Consider the following 17,361-nt stretch of genomic DNA (forward strand, 5'->3'; position numbering starts at 1 on the left):
CACCTGGCTTCCGCAGTATTAATAAAATGTACCGAACTTGTGCCACTGCCTAAGGATTTACATCCAATCTTATCGCCCCGAAGGTCAATATGGACATCCCAGACCGCGAAGGCTATTTCTGATGGTGTCGTAACCATTTGTGTTTGTATATTGAAGGGAGTTGGGGTTATCGTCATTTCATATGGCCCTGAAGCATTACGCTCTATGTAACATTCATTAGCTAACGTATACCGTGACGATATAAAAAATAACAGTATTATACTGCATAAGTTAATTAACAGTCTGTTGTTTTTCTTTTGCATAACCATCCTTATTATTCGTAAGAGACGTTAACAATAACCTGGCTTCTCACCATGCCCGATTCGGGAGGAAGGGCATTATTAACTCGCTGCATTCGGGAATAGAATGTCCAGATTGAAGGAATAAGATTACCCGAGGCTACCGAATAGATAGCTTGAGAACTTCCGTCAGTTTTCCTCACATTAAATGTTTGTTCATTGGATTGTGTCGAAAATATCACAATACCGACGTTTTTAGCTCCGGTAGATTGTTGTTCATATTCATTGCTGAAGATTTGATTATTCACTTGCGCGAGTGAACCCGACTGCGGCTGAAAATCTAATTTTATTTGCGATTGCGTAGTCTGAATATTATCGCAAGAGACAATATTCACGTTAAATGTTTTGCCGCCGCTATAATCTGTCGTCGGTGTAACATTGTCAGCAAAATAGTCCAGCGTCACAGTACCGAGATCCACCACGCCATTGTTACTGATTTCAACCTGACAGGTGCTAGCCACAATCTGTGCGGTAAGATCGATATCCTGACCGGCATTGCTGAAAGGTGTAATAAAGACAGTTGCCAGACCCAAAAGGCGTATGAATTTATGATGCCTGCATAGCATTCTAATATCCTTATCTGCACTTATTGGTAAGTTATCGTAAAAGTTGTGGGAGAGAGAAACTCACCCGGCGTGACATCAGCAGTTGTTCTGCCTTCAGCAACAGTCATCCGTGCACTTAACTTGTAGTCAAATGGCTGTGTCGTGGTGTCTGTTGGAAGATTGACTGTCATCACGTTTCTGAGATAACAATTGAACTGTGCACTGCCATTCCCTTCTGGCGTATCGGTTGTCCATACTTCCACTGCGGTTCTGCCAGCGGCTCCTGTACCGAATAGTTTGTTGGCGAAACCAGAAGAATTGGAGTTAGAACCCGCGCAGTTTATCCCTCTAGGAGCTAATACTACTTGGGCACTATTTTGTGGAAGACCGGAACAATTGCTAAAGCGAATTTTAAATTTTTGTACTTTGCTTTTAGCTGCCAGCTCAGAAATATAAACATCGTTAAAGGCAACGATATTAATCTCAGTATCGCTGGAATTGAGTATCTTAGCAGTGCAGGTGCCCATGGTAAGGTTACTGTTAACGGTTAAAGAGGCTGAAGGTGTACCTGCATAAGTGAAATTGGTACAAAAGTTTGTGCCCACTGCAACAATCGCAATTAGTGTAGCTATGGCTTTTAATTTCATGGTGGCTGTCCCTGCTATTCATAGGTGAAGTTAAAGGTGGCTTTAGCCTGAAATGTACCGGTGCGTCCCGATCCCACCGTTGTTTCACGTAGTGCGACGGTCAGTGGTACACAGTGAGACTTCTCATCGTTGCTCCATTCAAATCTGTCGGTATTATTGGGGGAGAAGAAGGTTGAATCAGCAGTACCTCTACGCTTAATTCCCATGCCAATACCGGCAGCGCCAGCGTTTGCTTCATTAACAATCAACTTACCTGAAATAGTTGTTCCTGTTAGCCTTGTATAAATTTTTGAGAGTTCATTACTACAACCGGTGGCGACTAATTTAAAGTTGGCTTCAGCGGAGGGGGCACCCGTAACAACTTTATCAAGTCCAACATCAGGAATTATCAGGCTATATTCATCGTTCCCACCATTGGTCACTACAGGGCCGTCATCTTGTTCAATGGCTATCGTACAGGTGGTGGCTAATACGGTGGCTGTAAAATCGACATCAAGATTTGTTGCAGTACTAACCATGGGAAAAACCAGGCCGATTAATGCGGATGTTATTATTATCCTTTTCATATAATTTTCCATATTAATGATTTGCTACCTGACAGATAAGATCGTTAAGTAATAAGGTGTTTGTATTTCCCAATGTTTGTGGCTGGACAGGGAGTTGATAATGTAATTTGCAGTGCATGGTTTGGTTGTTTTCAAACCAGCTAACTGTTAATTCCCCATTATCGTTAATACCACGTACAAATGCCTGGCCACCTTGTCCCATACTGCCTATCATTATTTCATTCTGGTAAACCTCTGCGGCAAATGGAATCGCTTTGCCATTATTGGCAGTAATATTCAACACGGCTGAGCGTCCCTGATCCGTTTCAAAACGGGTTAGAACAATGGAGCCGCTACGAGGTACGGTGGTAGCACTGGTACTTTTGAGTTCTACATCGTTTTCCATTGTTTCAATGTTCAGACCAACCCTGTTTTCACGGTATGGACTGACAGAGGATGTCACTGCATATCCCCAGCGATCGATTTCATTATTACTGTTATTGAGTCGCGCACCTTTCGCTCCTGGAGCTTTAATTAATACCAACGTATCGTTATTGCTGAAACTGTTGTTAGTGAACGTCAGCCCACCGCCATGTAATATAAAGCCGCCATCAGTTGAAATAGAATACTGTTGACTATTATCGGAAGTGGCAGAGGCCGAAGCGGAAAGGCCGCCTAATCCAGATTCATAATTGATATAGCCACCTACGGAGGCTATATCACTGGTGTTTTTATCCAGACTATAACCGGTATTGACGCTGTAATTCACGAGATTACTTTCGCTACTACCTGAACTATTAATATTTAACTGATGTGAGCCATCAAAATCGGTATTGAGCTGAGTATTTACATTACGGAAACCGGAAGACTTACGTTTACCACCGAAAATATTTTCAATAGGAACGCTAACGCTGATATACATTGCGTCATCTTTATCGCCATTTTCATTCCAGCTACGCTGTAGGTTGACGCTGAAGCTACCCCACGAAACACTTTTACTGTAGCCAATGTTATATTCTGTTCTGCTATCGTTTGCGGCCCAATAATCCGTCCAGCTACCGGAAATAAATAACGAACCATAGTCCTCATAAGCGATATTCAGCGGCTGGTTAATACTGACGGTAAATTGGTTCTTCATACGCGAGTATGTCTGCATGGTGTTTTTTTCTTCATCGGCAGACAAATGTTTGGCGTCATCAATCAGAACTAACGCATCATGTAGACCCAGATAATCCTGGGTGGAGTAGCGGTAAGCTGCGAGGTTAAATGACGTTCCGGTATCTTCAAAGAGCTTGTTCCAGGTGACGCGATAACTTTGCCCCTGATAGGTTTTATCATCCGGGATTTGAGTACGGGAATGGGTAACGTCAACGGCAAAGGCACCGATGCCAGTGTTAATACCAAGACCCAGCAATCCGGCGATATAGTCATTATCAGTGAACTGAATGCCGGTATAACCCGTGAAAAAGTTGTTCAAGCCATAGTAAAAAGAGGTTTGCCCCATGTTGGGTTCGGAACGCAGACCATCATCAATGACTTTACCGGCACTGAAGTCCCAACGGCCCACTCCAGGGCGTTGCATTTGTACAACGGAGGAGAAGGGTTGAGTAAACGTGCGTTTTGAACCATCAGCTTCTTCGATAGTTACAATTAGCTCACTACCAAAGCCTGATGGGCTGACATCGTCTATAACAAACTCACCGGGTGGAACGGTGGTTTCATAGATTTTATACCCGCTCTGAGTCACCGTGACTTTGGCGTTGGAGTTTGCTACTCCACGTATGGTTGGGGCGTAACTGGCCAGTGCGGAAGGCAGCATCCGGCTATCACTGTACAGGCGAATACCACGAACGTTGACAGAGTCAAATGTTTCACCGGTAGTATAGGAGTCCCCCATGATTACCTGTGAACGCATTGCCGGAATGTCTCGTTGTAAGTAACGATCCTGGAAATCGAAATGACTGCCACTCTCTTTCGTCCAGTTATAGTTACCGCGTGCACGAAAGTGCCAGGCCCCTAAATTGATACCCGAGTTTAAAGCACCATAGACACTGTCATTGTCGTTGTCATCTGAACTTGTGTGATAGGCATTCAGTGAATATGACAGCGTGGCTGCGTTAATCCCCGACTCCCACAACGAGGGATCGACATAACCGCCATAGTTCTTCAGGACATAGGCCTGAGGAATTGTTAGATTGAGAAACTGGTCGCTTCCATCAAAGTGAATGTCAGCCTGAGCGAATGATTTCTCCAGGTTCAAACAATCTTCCTCATCACCTTCTCTTGCAAGCAAGGTGACAGGGTGTTCTGGTTGCTTAATGTGTAACTGTGCCAGATTTTTGTGGGTAATACAGGCCGCCGCGCTGTTTTCACCAATATCCACAAACGGAATTTCTAAACTGGATATGGGTTGGCCGTTTACAAATACGCGAGCATTATAGAGGCCCGGTGGTGTCGGGTTACCTTGAGCGTAACGTTTAACATCAATAGTTGATGCGCCAGATCCCATTAAAAAGGAGCTGTCATATTCCACAGTATCTGCTGCTGCACCGCAGTTGCTATAAAAGAGGGCACAACAGGCCGCAAGTAGCGTTTTTTTCGGTATACGACTTTTTTGATGAGTAAACTGGTACAAGGTTGCATTCCTGGCAATGTTAAAGAAAATCCGTTTATTTTTAGAATGTTGCGGAACCGTCGATGTTGCCGCCAAAGTCGTTAATCGCTTTGTAGTTCACTTTTCCTGATGAAACGCTTCCTGGCTGACCGGTTACACTAAAGCTTGCCTGGCTGAAAGGTGCGACCATACTGGAATCGACTTTGTAGTTCTTGCCGGCGCTTTCCAGAGTGATGTCATTAAACGATACGTAATAAGGCGTTGGATTATTCGCCAGCAATTGCGCGTTATTTAATTTCCAGGTGATTTTCGCTGGCGCTTCAGCAGGTTCGCCCTGTAAGCCGCTCGGGCGATAAAAGAGTTTGATGCGGGTGCGGAAAGCCAGTTGTAATAAGTTTTTGTCGGTCTTAGCATCTTTTGGCTTGGGGGGCACTTCCAGCACGTTAAACCAGTAGACGCTTTCCCGGTCTTTAGGGAGATCTGTTGCACCGGTAAACATCACTTTTACGGTTTGCCCACGTTTTGGCTCAACGCGTGAAACAGGTGGCGTAGCGGTAAACGGGACTTTAATCTGGCTGGGATCGACATTGTCATCGCCAGTATCCAACCAGTTCTGAATCAGTAAAGGACGGTTCCCTTTATTTTCAAGACGAACGTTGACATCTTTTTTATCAGAGTTATAGATGATACGAGTCCCGGAAATAATAATGTCAGCGAATGCCGGAGCACTGGTTAACAGAGTACTAATAAATAATGCACTAATCGTTTTTTTTACCAAGGGAAACATAAGCACTCCTTGCTGTTAGTGGGAAGATAAAGTTAGTGAAAATAAGGTTTGCCCGATGGCAAACCTTATACTCAACTCACCATTAATTAAGGATAAGTAATAGTGTACAGTGCGTTAGTTGTTACATGACCTTCAGTAACCGCCGGGCTATTTGGTGCTTTAACATAAGAGGCGTTAAACACATACTGACCGTTACCATCTGCATCCAATGTTAATTCCTGGACTTCAGAAGAATTGTTCATATGGATTTGTTTAATTTCAGCAGCGCCAGAGTTATTTTTCATATTATGAACAGCAATATTCACGTTCTTAGCCGGCTGAATACCGTTAATAGTGATGTTTGTATTGTTATTCAGAGTACCGCTGGTGTTCGCATAGCTAGCTGAACCCATGGTCAAAGCCGCGGTGGTCTTACCTGGTACACAATCAACAGCAATCATGAACTCTTTCGGCAATAAGCCGACAGCTGTTGCGCTTACTTCAGCAAAGTTATCCGTTACGTTCGCAGTATCCAGGGTAACTACGCCATCAGTGCTGATGCCGTGCATACCTGTATCAACTACACCAACTTTACAGGTGCCGGACTGTACCATACCGTTAAAATCGATATGGCCGCCATCAACAGCCAGGGCTGAACCGGAAGACAAAACCAGGATGGCTGCGAGCAGTGTTTTTTTCATGAAACGTATCCTTACAAAAAATTGAAGTATTAATTCGGCGGAGGAACATTACTGAAAGCATTGACATAATGTAAGAGGGGGGGAGTTATTGCCGAACTGAATATATGAATTAATTTTATTGGTTTTTGGTTTTATGATTTAAATATGGCGAAAAAATAGGTGATTCATATGTTGTGATTATTGTTTGTTGTGTCAATTTATATTTTTTAAAAGACGAATTAAGAATATATAACATGGAATAGTTTGATTTTTAAGTTATTATAACAAATAACTTTTTTGTGGCCGTTAATGGAGTTGACGGTTTTAGATGCAAGAAATGTTAAAACAAAGATAAGTTTCTTGAAGAGACGTTTTAGTTATCTCGTCTGATTGAGACGAGAATCTTATTTATCCCGAAGATATTACTTGAGATTTGTATATATGGACACGTTGTATCAGCATCATAAGCAACGTGGAGTATGATTAGATTGTTCTGTTATACCGCGCTTTACCAAAGTTCAGGTCTGGAAGCATCTGACTCAATAAGTATCTTCTGTAAAGAATCACCATCAGGAAACATCAGCTCAGGCGCAATCTCAAACAGCGGCCACAGCATAAAACCGCGATTCTTCATATCGTAATGCGGAACAGTCAGGCGTTCGGTATTTATCACTGCATCACCAAACAGCATAATGTCGAGATCGAGCGTACGCGGCCCCCAGCGTTCGGCTTTGCGCACACGTCCCTGCTGTAGCTCAATACGCTGTGTATGGTTAAGTAACTCTTCTGGTGCGAGAGTTGTTTCCAGCGCTACGGCTGCGTTCAGATAATCGGGTTGATCCTGCGGACCCAGAGGGGGGGTGCGGTAAAACGAAGAGACGGCGAGAATGCGACTTTCGGGAATATCAGCTAATGCTTTTACGGCAGCATTGACCTGCTCCAGCGGAGAGGCCAGATTGCTGCCAATGGCAATATAAGCCACCGTCATGCGGTGCCCTCGCGACGTGGCGCGCGTCTGCGCGGACGACGAGTACGACGACGTGGTGACGGTTCTTCATCCAGCTCGTTGAGCATCCCTTTCTGGTCTGGCGGCGCGGAGACCTGGAACTCACCCCACCATTTCGCCAGGCGTTGCAATTCAGCGTTACGCTCCACTTCAGCACGCAGTGCCAGCAGATCGTAGGCTGCGCGGAACTTCGGATGTTCCAGTAATTTCCAGGCGCGTTTACCCTGACGGCGGGACATACGCAATTGCAGCTGCCAGATATCGCGGGTTAGCGTAGTCAGACGTTTCGGTATCGCCAGCGAACGGCAGGCTTCGTCCAGCACATCGTTCATCGCCAGCGCGAAAGCGTCATGATAAGTCAGGCCGCTTTCCTGGGCGATTTTCTGTGCCGTTTCCAGCAGTGGATACCAGAACATGGCGGCAAACAGGAACGCCGGATTAACGCGCATATCATTATGAATACGCGTATCGGTGTTTTTCAGGACCTGCTCAATGATTCGCTCCATTGGACTGTCGCCATTTTCCGTAAAGTAACGGGTAATGGTCGGGAACAGTGGCTGGAACAGATGATATTCACACAGCAGTTTATAGGTTTCGTAACCATAACCCGCTTGCAACAGTTTGAGTGACTCTTCAAACAGACGCGCTGGAGGAATATCGTTCAGCAGGGTAGCCAGGCGTGGGATCGGCTCTGCGGTTTCCGGGCTAATGCGCATGTGCAGCTTGGCGGCAAAACGTACCGCGCGCAGCATCCGTACCGGATCTTCACGGTAGCGCGTTTCCGGGTTACCAATCAGACGGATAACGCCGTCTTTCAGATCCTTCATGCCGCCAACGTAATCGCGAACGGTAAAATCCGCCACGCTGTAATACAGGCTGTTGATAGTGAAATCGCGGCGCTGGGCGTCTTCTTCGATGGAACCGAAAATGTTGTCGCGCAGCAACATACCATTTTGCCCGCGCTGGGAGGTGGTGCGATCGCTGACGTTGCCTTCGTGATGTCCGCGGAAAGTGGCAACTTCGATAATTTCCGGGCCAAACATCACGTGGGCGAGACGGAAACGGCGACCTACCAGACGACAGTTACGGAACAGTTTGCGTACCTGCTCTGGCGTGGCGTTAGTGGTCACGTCAAAATCTTTCGGCTTTTTGCCAAGTAACAGGTCGCGTACGCCGCCGCCAACCAGCCAGGCTTCGTATCCCGCTTTATTGAGCCTGTACATTACCTTCAGGGCGTTTTCACTGATATCTTTGCGGGAAATAGCATGCTGCTCACGCGGGATCACCGTCACCTGTGGACGGGCGACTGCCTGTTCAGCCTCGCTCTCCTCGCGGCTTAGCACCTTGCGGCAAAAATTAGCGACTCGGGTAAAAATAGTACACCTCGGTAGTGTCAAACATCATTCAGGACAAAAAAATAGCGGCTAATCATAGCTCAGCATGACGCATTTGAGAATGTTGAATTTACAATTGCCGACTCCGGCACCGCAGTCAGCGCCCAGTTTTTGACGGCTGACTGGAGGATTTGCTCAACGCTGTAATCCTGCCAATGTGCTTGTGTCTGTTGACCCAGAAACCGTAGCGCTTCAATTAGCACCGGGCGCGGATCGCCTTTTGGTAACGCAGGCGCATGATTCTGCTTGGAAAGTTTAGCGCCTTGTGCGTTAAGCGCCAGCGGTAAATGAATGTAATCCGGCACTTGCCAGCCAAAAAGCTGGTACAGCGAGATTTGCCGTACCGTTGGTTCAATCAAATCCGCACCACGGACAATTTCTGTCACGCCCTGAAAGTGATCGTCAACAACCACCGCCAGGTTGTAGGCAAACAAACCATCACGGCGATGGATAATGAAGTCTTCCCGTGCCAGTTTTTCGTCGGCGTGGATGATACCGCGCAACTGATCGGTAAACTGCGTAACCGGATGTAATTGCCGAATGCGTACAGCCGCGTTTTCTGGGTCATGATGTAATTCACGGCAATGACCATCGTAAATACCGCCAATACTGTGAATTCGCGCTCGTGTACAGGTGCAATAATAACTTAGCCCTTGCTCGTGTAGCCAGACGAGTGCTTCGCGATAGGCATCGTGACGCTGGGATTGCCAAAGAACGTCGCCGTCCCAGAGCAGACCGTAATGTTCCAGCTGGCGCAGAATAGTTTCTGCGGCACCGGGAACTTCACGAGGCGGGTCGATATCTTCAATGCGTACCAGCCAGCGACCTTTTTGCGCGCGTGCCTGCAAATAGCTGCCGAGTGCGGCAATCAGAGAACCAAAATGGAGCTCGCCGGAAGGAGAGGGAGCGAAGCGGCCAATATAGTGTGTGTCAGTCATCTCTTTGAACAAAAAATAAGGCGGGAGCATTTCCCGCCTGTGGTAAACGTGATGAAACGGCTGTAATTAGCCAGCCATCTGTTTTTCGCGAATTTCAGCCAGCGTTTTGCAGTCGATGCACAGATCGGCTGTCGGACGCGCTTCCAGACGACGAATACCAATTTCGACACCACAGGATTCGCAGTAGCCGAAATCTTCGTCTTCCACTTTTTTCAGCGTCTTTTCGATCTTTTTGATCAGCTTGCGCTCACGATCGCGGTTACGCAGTTCGAGGCTGAACTCTTCTTCCTGGGCTGCACGGTCTACCGGGTCCGGGAAGTTGGCCGCTTCATCCTGCATATGTGTAACGGTGCGATCGACTTCATCCCTGAGTTGATTACGCCATGCTTCCAGAATACGACGGAAGTGCGCCAGCTGGGCTTCGTTCATATACTCTTCGCCCGGCTTCTCCTGATATGGCTCCACCCCAGCGATGGCGAGAATACTCAGGGACGATGTTTTACGGTTTTGCCCTTCTTGCATGTTGCTTCTCCTTAACACGCACTATCGATCCCCATGTTCGGGGGAAAAATGAGGCCGCTATAAATAGCAGATGCTTTTCCGGATAGCAATTATCTAAACGTAACACTTGACAACTGTGTGAGGAAAAGCGTATTTGCGCACGCGACCAGAATGTAAATTAACCAGTTACTTACTCTACTACAGTGTAACGGGCAGTGATTTTTTAAGAGTCATACCTTTGGCAGAAAGTTCCGCTTTATAAGCCAGAATTTCTACCCCCTTCTGTTGAGCTTCTGACAATAGTTGCGCGTATTTCTCATCGATGTGGCGCGCGGGTGAAAACCGTGTAATGGCTGAATGCAGCACGGCAAAAAAGATAACCGCTCGCTGGCCTTCAGCCGCTACGTTCATCAACTCCCGAAGGTGTTTCTGACCTCTTTCAGTGACCGCATCGGGAAAGAATCCCTGTTCATTCTCCGCTAACGTAACCGATTTCACTTCAATATAGCAGTCTGGACGCGAATCCGCCTTTAACATGAAATCAATGCGGCTGCGTTCGGCGCCGTATTTTACTTCGCTTTTCAGCGAGCTATAGCCTGACAGCTCCGAAATTTCCCCATCAAGGATAGCCTCTTTCGTCAACCTGTTGGCCCACAGTGTATTAACGCAAATAAATGCACCGCTTTGGCTTTGGGTTAATTCCCAGGTGTGCGGGTATTTCCGTTTTGTATTGTCGGAAGTTGAATACCAGACAGTATCGCCTGGCGTCGCACAACCGGTCATTGCGCCAGTATTCGGGCAGTGTAGCGTTAACTCACGACCATCGGGTGTGATCACATCGGCTAAAAAGCGTTTGTAACGCTGGATTAGCGTAGCGCGTTGTAGTGGAGGGAAAAATTCCATTGCGACAATCCTTGTTATTGCGCCAGAGTCCAGCGTTTTAGCGGCGTGTAGCGTGTGCGCCCACGAGCAAACGAGGAGGCATAAAGGGTGAACTCTGTCACCGTATACGACCAGTTAAAGCCTGGCGGCGGAATGGTCACCGCTTCGCTGGCATCGCGCAATAAGGTGATATGTGGATGAAAAGGGCGATTGCTTTGAAAACAACCACTGCGTGCTGCTTGCGAACGGAGCATATTCGCCAGTTGTATTAAGCCGCGCGGCGGCTGGCGCATGCCCAACCACACCACGCGTGAACGCAACCATTGGCCTGCATCATCCAGCGTTAATGTAAAACCCGGTTGACGGATCCGTCCGGCCAGTAACGACAGCGCTTTCTCTTTCTCTGCGCTCACCTCGCCTAAAAACGCCAACGTCAGATGCAAATTCTCGGCGGCAACCGGACGCCCCGCGTCTGGCGGAAACTGTGCGGCGCGCCAGTGGATTATTTGCTCGCGGACTTCAGCAGGTAAATCGATAGCAAAGAATAGCCGTTGCGGTTCAGACATGTAAGACACTCGGTTATGAATTATCGCGATGCTACAATGTGACGCGAAGAATGTTAACCCTCTGGAGCGTTTTGTGTCGTCGTTGCCCGTTGCTGCCGTCTTACCTGAGTTACTTGCTGCCCTCGATTGTGCGCCGCAGGTGTTATTAAGTGCGCCGACCGGGGCCGGGAAATCAACCTGGCTGCCGCTGCAACTGCTGGCACATTCCGGCATTGACGGGAAAATCATTTTGCTGGAGCCACGTCGACTGGCGGCGCGTAACGTTGCGCAACGCCTGGCGGAGCTGCTTAACGAAAAGCCCGGCGACACGGTTGGCTACCGGATGCGTGCGCAAAACTGCGTCGGGCCGAATACTCGTCTGGAAGTGGTCACCGAAGGCGTGCTGACGCGCATGATCCAGCGCGACCCGGAACTGAACGGTGTCGGTCTGGTGATCCTCGATGAATTTCATGAGCGCAGTTTGCAGGCAGATTTGGCGCTGGCGCTGTTACTTGATGTGCAACAAGGTCTGCGCGATGACTTAAAGCTGCTGATTATGTCGGCTACGCTGGATAACGACCGCTTGCAACAGATGTTGCCAGAAGCGCCCGTTGTTGTTTCCGAAGGGCGTTCGTATCCGGTGGAACGTCGCTATTTATCGCTGCCTGCCCATCAACGTTTTGATGAAGCTGTCGCGGTCGCTACCGCCGAATTACTGCGTCAGGAAGAGGGATCGCTGTTGCTGTTTCTACCCGGCGTCGGGGAAATACAGCGCGTTCAGGAGCAACTGGCCTCGCGCATCGGCAGTGATGTGCTGCTTTGCCCGCTGTATGGCGCGTTGTCGCTGAACGATCAGCGAAAAGCGATTCTTCCCGCACCGCAAGGAATGCGCAAAGTGGTGCTGGCGACCAATATTGCCGAAACCAGTTTAACCATTGAAGGCATTCGTCTGGTGGTGGACTGCGCTCTGGAACGGGTAGCGCGCTTTGACTCGCGTACCGGTCTTACCCGATTAATTACCCAGCGAGTCAGTCAGGCGTCGATGACACAACGTGCCGGGCGCGCCGGGCGTCTGGAGCCCGGTATTTGCCTGCATTTAATCGCCAAAGAACAAGCAGAACGCGCCACCGCGCAAAGTGAACCGGAGATCTTACAAAGCGATCTTTCCGGCCTGCTGCTAGAGCTGCTGCAATGGGGATGTCACGATCCGACACAGATGAACTGGCTGGATCAACCGCCTGCGGTGAATTTACAGGCCGCAAAACGTCTGTTACGGATGCTGGGGGCGCTGGACGGCGAACGGCTGAGCGTCAGGGGGCAAAAAATGGCGACGCTGGGTAACGATCCGCGTTTAGCGACAATGTTGGTGAGCGCGAAGAGCGACGACGAAGCGGCTACCGCCGCAAAAATTGCCGCCATTCTCGAAGAGCCGCCACGGATGGGAAGTTGCGATCTGGGGGCGCTATTCTCACGTAATCAACCTTCCTGGCAGCAACGCAGTCAGCAACTATTAAAGCGTTTAAATGTACGCGACGGCGAGGCCGACAGTTCGCTTATCGCCCCGCTACTCGCCCAGGCGTTTGCCGACCGTATTGCCCGTCGCCGTGGACAAGATGGTCGCTATCAACTGGCAAATGGCATGGGGGCGATGCTGGACGCCGACGATGCGTTAAACCGCTACGAATGGCTGATTGCGCCGTTATTATTGCAGGGTAGCGCCTCGCCGGATGCGCGGATTTTACTGGCGCTGTCTGTCGACATAGATGAGTTGGTGCAACGCTGTCCACAATTAATACAGCAATCCGATACCGTTGAGTGGGACGACGTGCAAGGTACGCTGAAAGCCTGGCGGCGACAACAGATTGGTCAGCTCACGGTAAAAGTGCAACCGTTGGCAAAACCTTCGGAAGATGAGCTGCATCAGGCGATACTCAACGGTATTCGTGACAAAGGATTAAGCGTGCTTAACTGGACGCCTGAGGCGGAACAGCTACGCTTGCGTTTGATGTGTGCAGCGAAATGGTTACCGGAATATAACTGGCCAATGGTCGATGACGCGAGTTTACTGGCATTGCTGGAAATGTGGTTGTTGCCGCATATGAGCGGCGTACATTCATTGCGTGGTTTGAAATCGCTTGATGTTTACCAGGCCCTGCGCGGATTGCTCGATTGGGGTATGCAGCAACGTCTGGATAGTGAATTGCCTGCGCATTACACTGTGCCGACGGGAAGCCGGATCGCCATTCGTTATCATGAAGATAACCCGCCAGCGCTGGCGGTGAGAATGCAGGAGATGTTTGGCGAGGTGACTAATCCGACTATCGCCCAGGGGCGCGTGCCGCTGGTGCTGGAACTACTTTCACCCGCGCAAAGGCCGTTGCAGATCACGCGTGATTTAAGCGCTTTCTGGCAAGGAGCGTACCGCGAGGTGCAAAAAGAGATGAAAGGACGCTATCCCAAACACGTCTGGCCGGATGACCCGGCAAATACCGCACCGACGCGACGGACGAAAAAGTATTCGTGAAAACCAAACCGAATTTGAGAGATATCTTCTTCTGTTTTGTCACAGGAGAATGGAAAATCGGGCTTTTGCGCCTGAATATTGCGGAGAAAAAGCATGGCCGGGAATGACCGCGAGCCAATTGGACGCAAAGGAAAACCGACGCGTCCAGTCAAACAAAAGGTAAGCCGTCGTCGTTACGAAGATGACGATGATTACGACGATTATGATGACTATGAGGATGAAGAACCGATGCCGCGCAAAGGTAAGGGCAAAGGCAAAGGGCGTAAGCCTCGTGGCAAACGCGGCTGGTTATGGCTGTTGCTAAAACTGGCTATCGTTTTTGCCGTGCTGATTGCCATTTACGGTGTTTATCTCGATCAAAAAATTCGCAGCCGAATTGATGGCAAAGTCTGGCAATTGCCTGCTGCGGTTTATGGCCGGATGGTCAACCTTGAGCCAGATATGACCATCAGCAAGAATGAGATGGTGAAACTGCTGGAAGCCACGCAGTATCGTCAGGTGTCGAAAATGACCCGTCCTGGCGAGTTTACCGTGCAGGCAAACAGCATTGAGATGATCCGCCGTCCGTTTGATTTCCCGGACAGTAAAGAAGGGCAGGTGCGCGCGCGTCTGACCTTTGATGGCGATCATCTGGCGACTATCGTCAATATGGAGAACAACCGTCAGTTCGGTTTCTTCCGTCTTGATCCACGCCTGATCACCATGATCTCCTCGCCAAACGGCGAACAGCGCTTGTTTGTGCCGCGCAGTGGTTTCCCGGATCTGCTGGTAGATACCTTGCTGGCGACAGAAGACCGTCATTTCTACGAGCATGATGGCATCAGCCTCTACTCCATCGGGCGTGCGGTGCTGGCAAACCTGACTGCCGGGCGCACAGTGCAAGGGGCGAGTACGCTGACCCAGCAACTGGTGAAAAACCTGTTCCTGTCCAGCGAGCGTTCTTACTGGCGTAAAGCGAATGAAGCCTACATGGCGTTGATCATGGATGCGCGTTATAGCAAGGACCGCATTCTTGAGCTGTATATGAACGAGGTGTATCTCGGTCAGAGCGGCGACAACGAAATCCGTGGCTTCCCACTGGCAAGCCTGTACTACTTTGGCCGTCCGGTAGAAGAGTTGAGTCTTGATCAGCAGGCGCTGTTAGTCGGCATGGTGAAAGGCGCGTCGATCTATAACCCGTGGCGTAACCCGAAACTAGCGCTGGAGCGACGTAATCTGGTGCTGCGTTTGCTGCAACAGCAACAAATTATTGATCAAGAACTCTACGACATGCTGAGTGCGCGTCCACTGGGCGTACAGCCGCGTGGCGGGGTGATTTCTCCACAGCCAGCCTTTATGCAACTGGTGCGTCAGGAGTTACAGGCGAAACTGGGCGATAAGGTGAAAGATCTCTCTGGCGTGAAGATCTTCACTACCTTTGACTCTGTCGCACAGGACGCGGCAGAAAAAGCCGCCGTGGAAGGTATTCCGGCGCTGAAGAAACAGCGTAAGTTGAGCGATCTGGAAACCGCGATTGTGGTCGTCGACCGTTTTAGCGGTGAAGTTCGCGCGATGGTCGGTGGTTCGGAACCGCAGTTTGCGGGTTACAACCGTGCGATGCAGGCGCGTCGTTCGATTGGTTCACTGGCAAAACCGGCGACTTATCTGACAGCATTAAGTCAGCCGAAAATTTATCGCCTGAATACGTGGATTGCTGATACACCGATTGCACTGCGTCTGTCGAATGGTCAGGTCTGGTCACCACAGAATGATGACCGTCGCTATAGCGAAAGCGGCAGAGTGATGCTGGTGGATGCGCTGACCCGTTCGATGAACGTGCCGACGGTGAATCTGGGGATGGCGCTGGGGCTGCCTGCGGTTACGGAGACCTGGATCAAACTGGGGGTGCCGAAAGATCAGCTAAATCCAGTTCCGGCTATGTTACTGGGAGCGCTGAACCTGACGCCAATTGAAGTGGCGCAAGCGTTCCAGACCATCGCCAGCGGCGGTAACCGCGCACCGCTTTCTGCGCTGCGTTCGGTAATCGCGGAAGACGGCAAGGTGCTGTATCAGAGCTTCCCGCAGGCGGAACGTGCTGTTCCGGCGCAGGCGGCGTATCTGACGCTGTGGACCATGCAGCAGGTTGTACAACGCGGTACGGGTCGTCAGCTTGGCGCGAAATATCCCAATCTGCATCTGGCAGGGAAAACGGGTACCACCAACAACAACGTTGATACCTGGTTTGCCGGGATTGATGGCAGCACGGTGACCATTACCTGGGTAGGCCGTGATAACAACCAGCCGACAAAACTGTATGGCGCCAGTGGCGCAATGTCGATTTACCAGCGTTATCTGGCTAATCAGACGCCAACGCCGCTGAATCTTGTTCCGCCAGAAGATATTGTGGATATGGGCGTGGACTACAACGGTAACTTTGTTTGCAGCGGCGGTATGCGTACTTTGCCGGTCTGGACCAGCGACCCGAATTCGCTGTGCCAGCCGAGTGAGATGCCGCAGCAACCGTCAGGCAATCCGTTTGATCAGTCTTCTCAGCCGCAGCAACAGCCGCAACAGCAACCTGCTCAACAGGAGCAGAAAGACAGCGACGGCGTGGCTGGCTGGATCAAGGAGATGTTTGGTAGTAATTAATAACGTAATTGCTCTCCGCTTATGCGGAGAGCGTAATGAAATTATTTAGATAAATTAAATAAATATTTATTTAATGAATATGCGACCATCAATATATATTTTTAGTTTATGTTATATTTTATTACCTTAAACTCTTAAAATAAAAAACCAAAAATAACACTTTAAAATTCATGTGGTTATTGTTTTATTACTGCAGCTTGTATAGACAGGCAATGTGTTTTTTGCTCTAATCTAAAAATAATATTTCTTAGTGAATATATTTTTAATATCAATATTTATTAAGCCCTGACCAGTCGCTCTGGAATGGAATCATGTGTGTCATCTCATAATTAAGGGATTTTTATGAATAAAAAATTGCTTTCTCTGTTAGCGTCAGGAAGTCTCATTGCTGCAGTAAGTACCAGCGTATTTGCTGCTGATACCGGAGTGGTTAACTTTAACGGTAAAATTGTTGCCGATACTTGCGAAATTAATGTAAACGAGTCTGCCAGTACAACGGGAACAGTCACTTTTGCAGATACTTACCCAGCGGACTATTCTGGAGACGGTAGTATTGGAACGTCAAAAGATTTTAAAATTGAATTAATAAAATGCGATCCGTTGGTGGACAAACTAAACCTGACATTTTCTGGAACGACAACGGATGCAGGTTTCCTGCGTCTGGAAAATAGCGAAGCTGGTGCCGGCAGTGCAACAAATGTGGGTATTACGGTGACAAATAAAAATGGCGGGGCTAACGATGTGAAATTTGATGGTTCAGTTCCCGATGCATCCACTGATGTTGATAATGCCGGGAGCATTACTCCAA

Annotated in this window: 15 protein-coding genes; 3 read left to right on the top strand and 12 right to left on the bottom strand. The window is 48.9% G+C overall.

Annotated elements, in window-relative coordinates:
• Positions 1-313: 313 nt before the first annotated feature.
• The 12 genes from EA14781_RS17070 to thpR form a co-directional block, all read right to left on the bottom strand.
• Positions 314-904, bottom strand: a complete 591-nt coding sequence (locus EA14781_RS17070) for a fimbrial-like protein (protein ID WP_000882558.1) — start codon at positions 902-904, stop codon at positions 314-316.
• A 20-nt stretch (positions 905-924) separates the two neighbouring features.
• A complete protein-coding gene (locus EA14781_RS17075; protein WP_000767888.1) occupies positions 925-1,530 on the bottom strand; it encodes a fimbrial protein in 606 nt (201 codons plus the stop codon).
• Positions 1,531-1,544: 14 nt separating this feature from the next.
• Positions 1,545-2,096 carry a fimbrial protein gene (locus EA14781_RS17080; protein ID WP_000821235.1) on the bottom strand — a complete coding sequence of 184 codons (552 nt, stop codon included), beginning with the start codon at positions 2,094-2,096 and terminating at the stop codon, positions 1,545-1,547.
• A 13-nt stretch (positions 2,097-2,109) separates the two neighbouring features.
• A complete protein-coding gene (locus tag EA14781_RS17085; RefSeq protein WP_000284238.1) occupies positions 2,110-4,710 on the bottom strand; it encodes an outer membrane usher protein in 2,601 nt (866 codons plus the stop codon).
• A gap of 40 nt (positions 4,711-4,750) precedes the next feature.
• Complete coding sequence (locus EA14781_RS17090) at positions 4,751-5,476, bottom strand: fimbrial chaperone (RefSeq protein WP_000484306.1); 726 nt, start codon at positions 5,474-5,476, stop codon at positions 4,751-4,753.
• A gap of 86 nt (positions 5,477-5,562) precedes the next feature.
• Positions 5,563-6,156 carry a fimbrial protein gene (locus EA14781_RS17095; RefSeq protein ID WP_000751943.1) on the bottom strand — a complete coding sequence of 198 codons (594 nt, stop codon included), beginning with the start codon at positions 6,154-6,156 and terminating at the stop codon, positions 5,563-5,565.
• Between the two features lie 487 nt (positions 6,157-6,643).
• Positions 6,644-7,123 (bottom strand): 2-amino-4-hydroxy-6-hydroxymethyldihydropteridine diphosphokinase, encoded by a 480-nt coding sequence (gene folK, locus EA14781_RS17100; protein WP_000215157.1) that lies wholly within the window; start codon positions 7,121-7,123, stop codon positions 6,644-6,646.
• Positions 7,120-8,517 carry a polynucleotide adenylyltransferase PcnB gene (pcnB, locus tag EA14781_RS17105; RefSeq protein ID WP_205570410.1) on the bottom strand — a complete coding sequence of 466 codons (1,398 nt, stop codon included), beginning with the start codon at positions 8,515-8,517 and terminating at the stop codon, positions 7,120-7,122. Before pcnB ends, folK begins: the two co-directional genes overlap by 4 nt.
• Before the next feature lie 59 nt (positions 8,518-8,576).
• Positions 8,577-9,473 carry a tRNA glutamyl-Q(34) synthetase GluQRS gene (gene gluQRS / locus EA14781_RS17110; RefSeq protein ID WP_032278907.1) on the bottom strand — a complete coding sequence of 299 codons (897 nt, stop codon included), beginning with the start codon at positions 9,471-9,473 and terminating at the stop codon, positions 8,577-8,579.
• Positions 9,474-9,539: 66 nt separating this feature from the next.
• On the bottom strand, positions 9,540-9,995 hold the full coding sequence (gene dksA / locus EA14781_RS17115; protein WP_001155227.1) for an RNA polymerase-binding protein DksA: 456 nt from the start codon (positions 9,993-9,995) through the stop codon (positions 9,540-9,542).
• A gap of 177 nt (positions 9,996-10,172) precedes the next feature.
• Positions 10,173-10,877 (bottom strand): DNA/RNA nuclease SfsA, encoded by a 705-nt coding sequence (sfsA, locus tag EA14781_RS17120; protein ID WP_000394169.1) that lies wholly within the window; start codon positions 10,875-10,877, stop codon positions 10,173-10,175.
• Positions 10,878-10,891: 14 nt separating this feature from the next.
• Positions 10,892-11,422 (bottom strand): RNA 2',3'-cyclic phosphodiesterase, encoded by a 531-nt coding sequence (gene thpR, locus EA14781_RS17125; protein ID WP_001294710.1) that lies wholly within the window; start codon positions 11,420-11,422, stop codon positions 10,892-10,894.
• A gap of 73 nt (positions 11,423-11,495) precedes the next feature.
• On the opposite strand from thpR, the gene hrpB reads away from it, so the two are divergent.
• The 3 genes from hrpB to EA14781_RS17140 form a co-directional block, all read left to right on the top strand.
• Positions 11,496-13,925 carry an ATP-dependent helicase HrpB gene (hrpB, locus tag EA14781_RS17130; RefSeq protein WP_002430293.1) on the top strand — a complete coding sequence of 810 codons (2,430 nt, stop codon included), beginning with the start codon at positions 11,496-11,498 and terminating at the stop codon, positions 13,923-13,925.
• A gap of 93 nt (positions 13,926-14,018) precedes the next feature.
• Positions 14,019-16,553 (top strand): bifunctional glycosyl transferase/transpeptidase, encoded by a 2,535-nt coding sequence (gene mrcB / locus EA14781_RS17135; RefSeq protein ID WP_000918176.1) that lies wholly within the window; start codon positions 14,019-14,021, stop codon positions 16,551-16,553.
• Between the two features lie 342 nt (positions 16,554-16,895).
• A partial coding sequence (locus EA14781_RS17140; RefSeq protein WP_042335950.1) for a fimbrial protein occupies positions 16,896-17,361 on the top strand: 466 nt, incomplete at its 3' end.

The organism is Escherichia albertii NBRC 107761 = DSM 17582 (genome assembly GCF_000759775.1).
In the GTDB taxonomy this organism is placed as follows: domain Bacteria; phylum Pseudomonadota; class Gammaproteobacteria; order Enterobacterales; family Enterobacteriaceae; genus Escherichia; species Escherichia albertii.

Excerpts from the sequence above, each read along its gene's own strand:
- EA14781_RS17070 (WP_000882558.1), bottom strand. The coding sequence starts at position 904 with ATGCTATGCAGGCATCATAAATTCATACGCCTTTTGGGTCTGGCAACT.
- EA14781_RS17075 (WP_000767888.1), bottom strand. The coding sequence starts at position 1,530 with ATGAAATTAAAAGCCATAGCTACACTAATTGCGATTGTTGCAGTGGGC.
- EA14781_RS17080 (WP_000821235.1), bottom strand. The coding sequence starts at position 2,096 with ATGAAAAGGATAATAATAACATCCGCATTAATCGGCCTGGTTTTTCCC.
- EA14781_RS17090 (WP_000484306.1), bottom strand. The coding sequence starts at position 5,476 with ATGTTTCCCTTGGTAAAAAAAACGATTAGTGCATTATTTATTAGTACT.
- EA14781_RS17095 (WP_000751943.1), bottom strand. The coding sequence starts at position 6,156 with ATGAAAAAAACACTGCTCGCAGCCATCCTGGTTTTGTCTTCCGGTTCA.
- folK (WP_000215157.1), bottom strand. The coding sequence starts at position 7,123 with ATGACGGTGGCTTATATTGCCATTGGCAGCAATCTGGCCTCTCCGCTG.
- gluQRS (WP_032278907.1), bottom strand. The coding sequence starts at position 9,473 with ATGACTGACACACACTATATTGGCCGCTTCGCTCCCTCTCCTTCCGGC.
- dksA (WP_001155227.1), bottom strand. The coding sequence starts at position 9,995 with ATGCAAGAAGGGCAAAACCGTAAAACATCGTCCCTGAGTATTCTCGCC.
- sfsA (WP_000394169.1), bottom strand. The coding sequence starts at position 10,877 with ATGGAATTTTTCCCTCCACTACAACGCGCTACGCTAATCCAGCGTTAC.
- thpR (WP_001294710.1), bottom strand. The coding sequence starts at position 11,422 with ATGTCTGAACCGCAACGGCTATTCTTTGCTATCGATTTACCTGCTGAA.
- mrcB (WP_000918176.1), top strand. The coding sequence starts at position 14,019 with ATGGCCGGGAATGACCGCGAGCCAATTGGACGCAAAGGAAAACCGACG.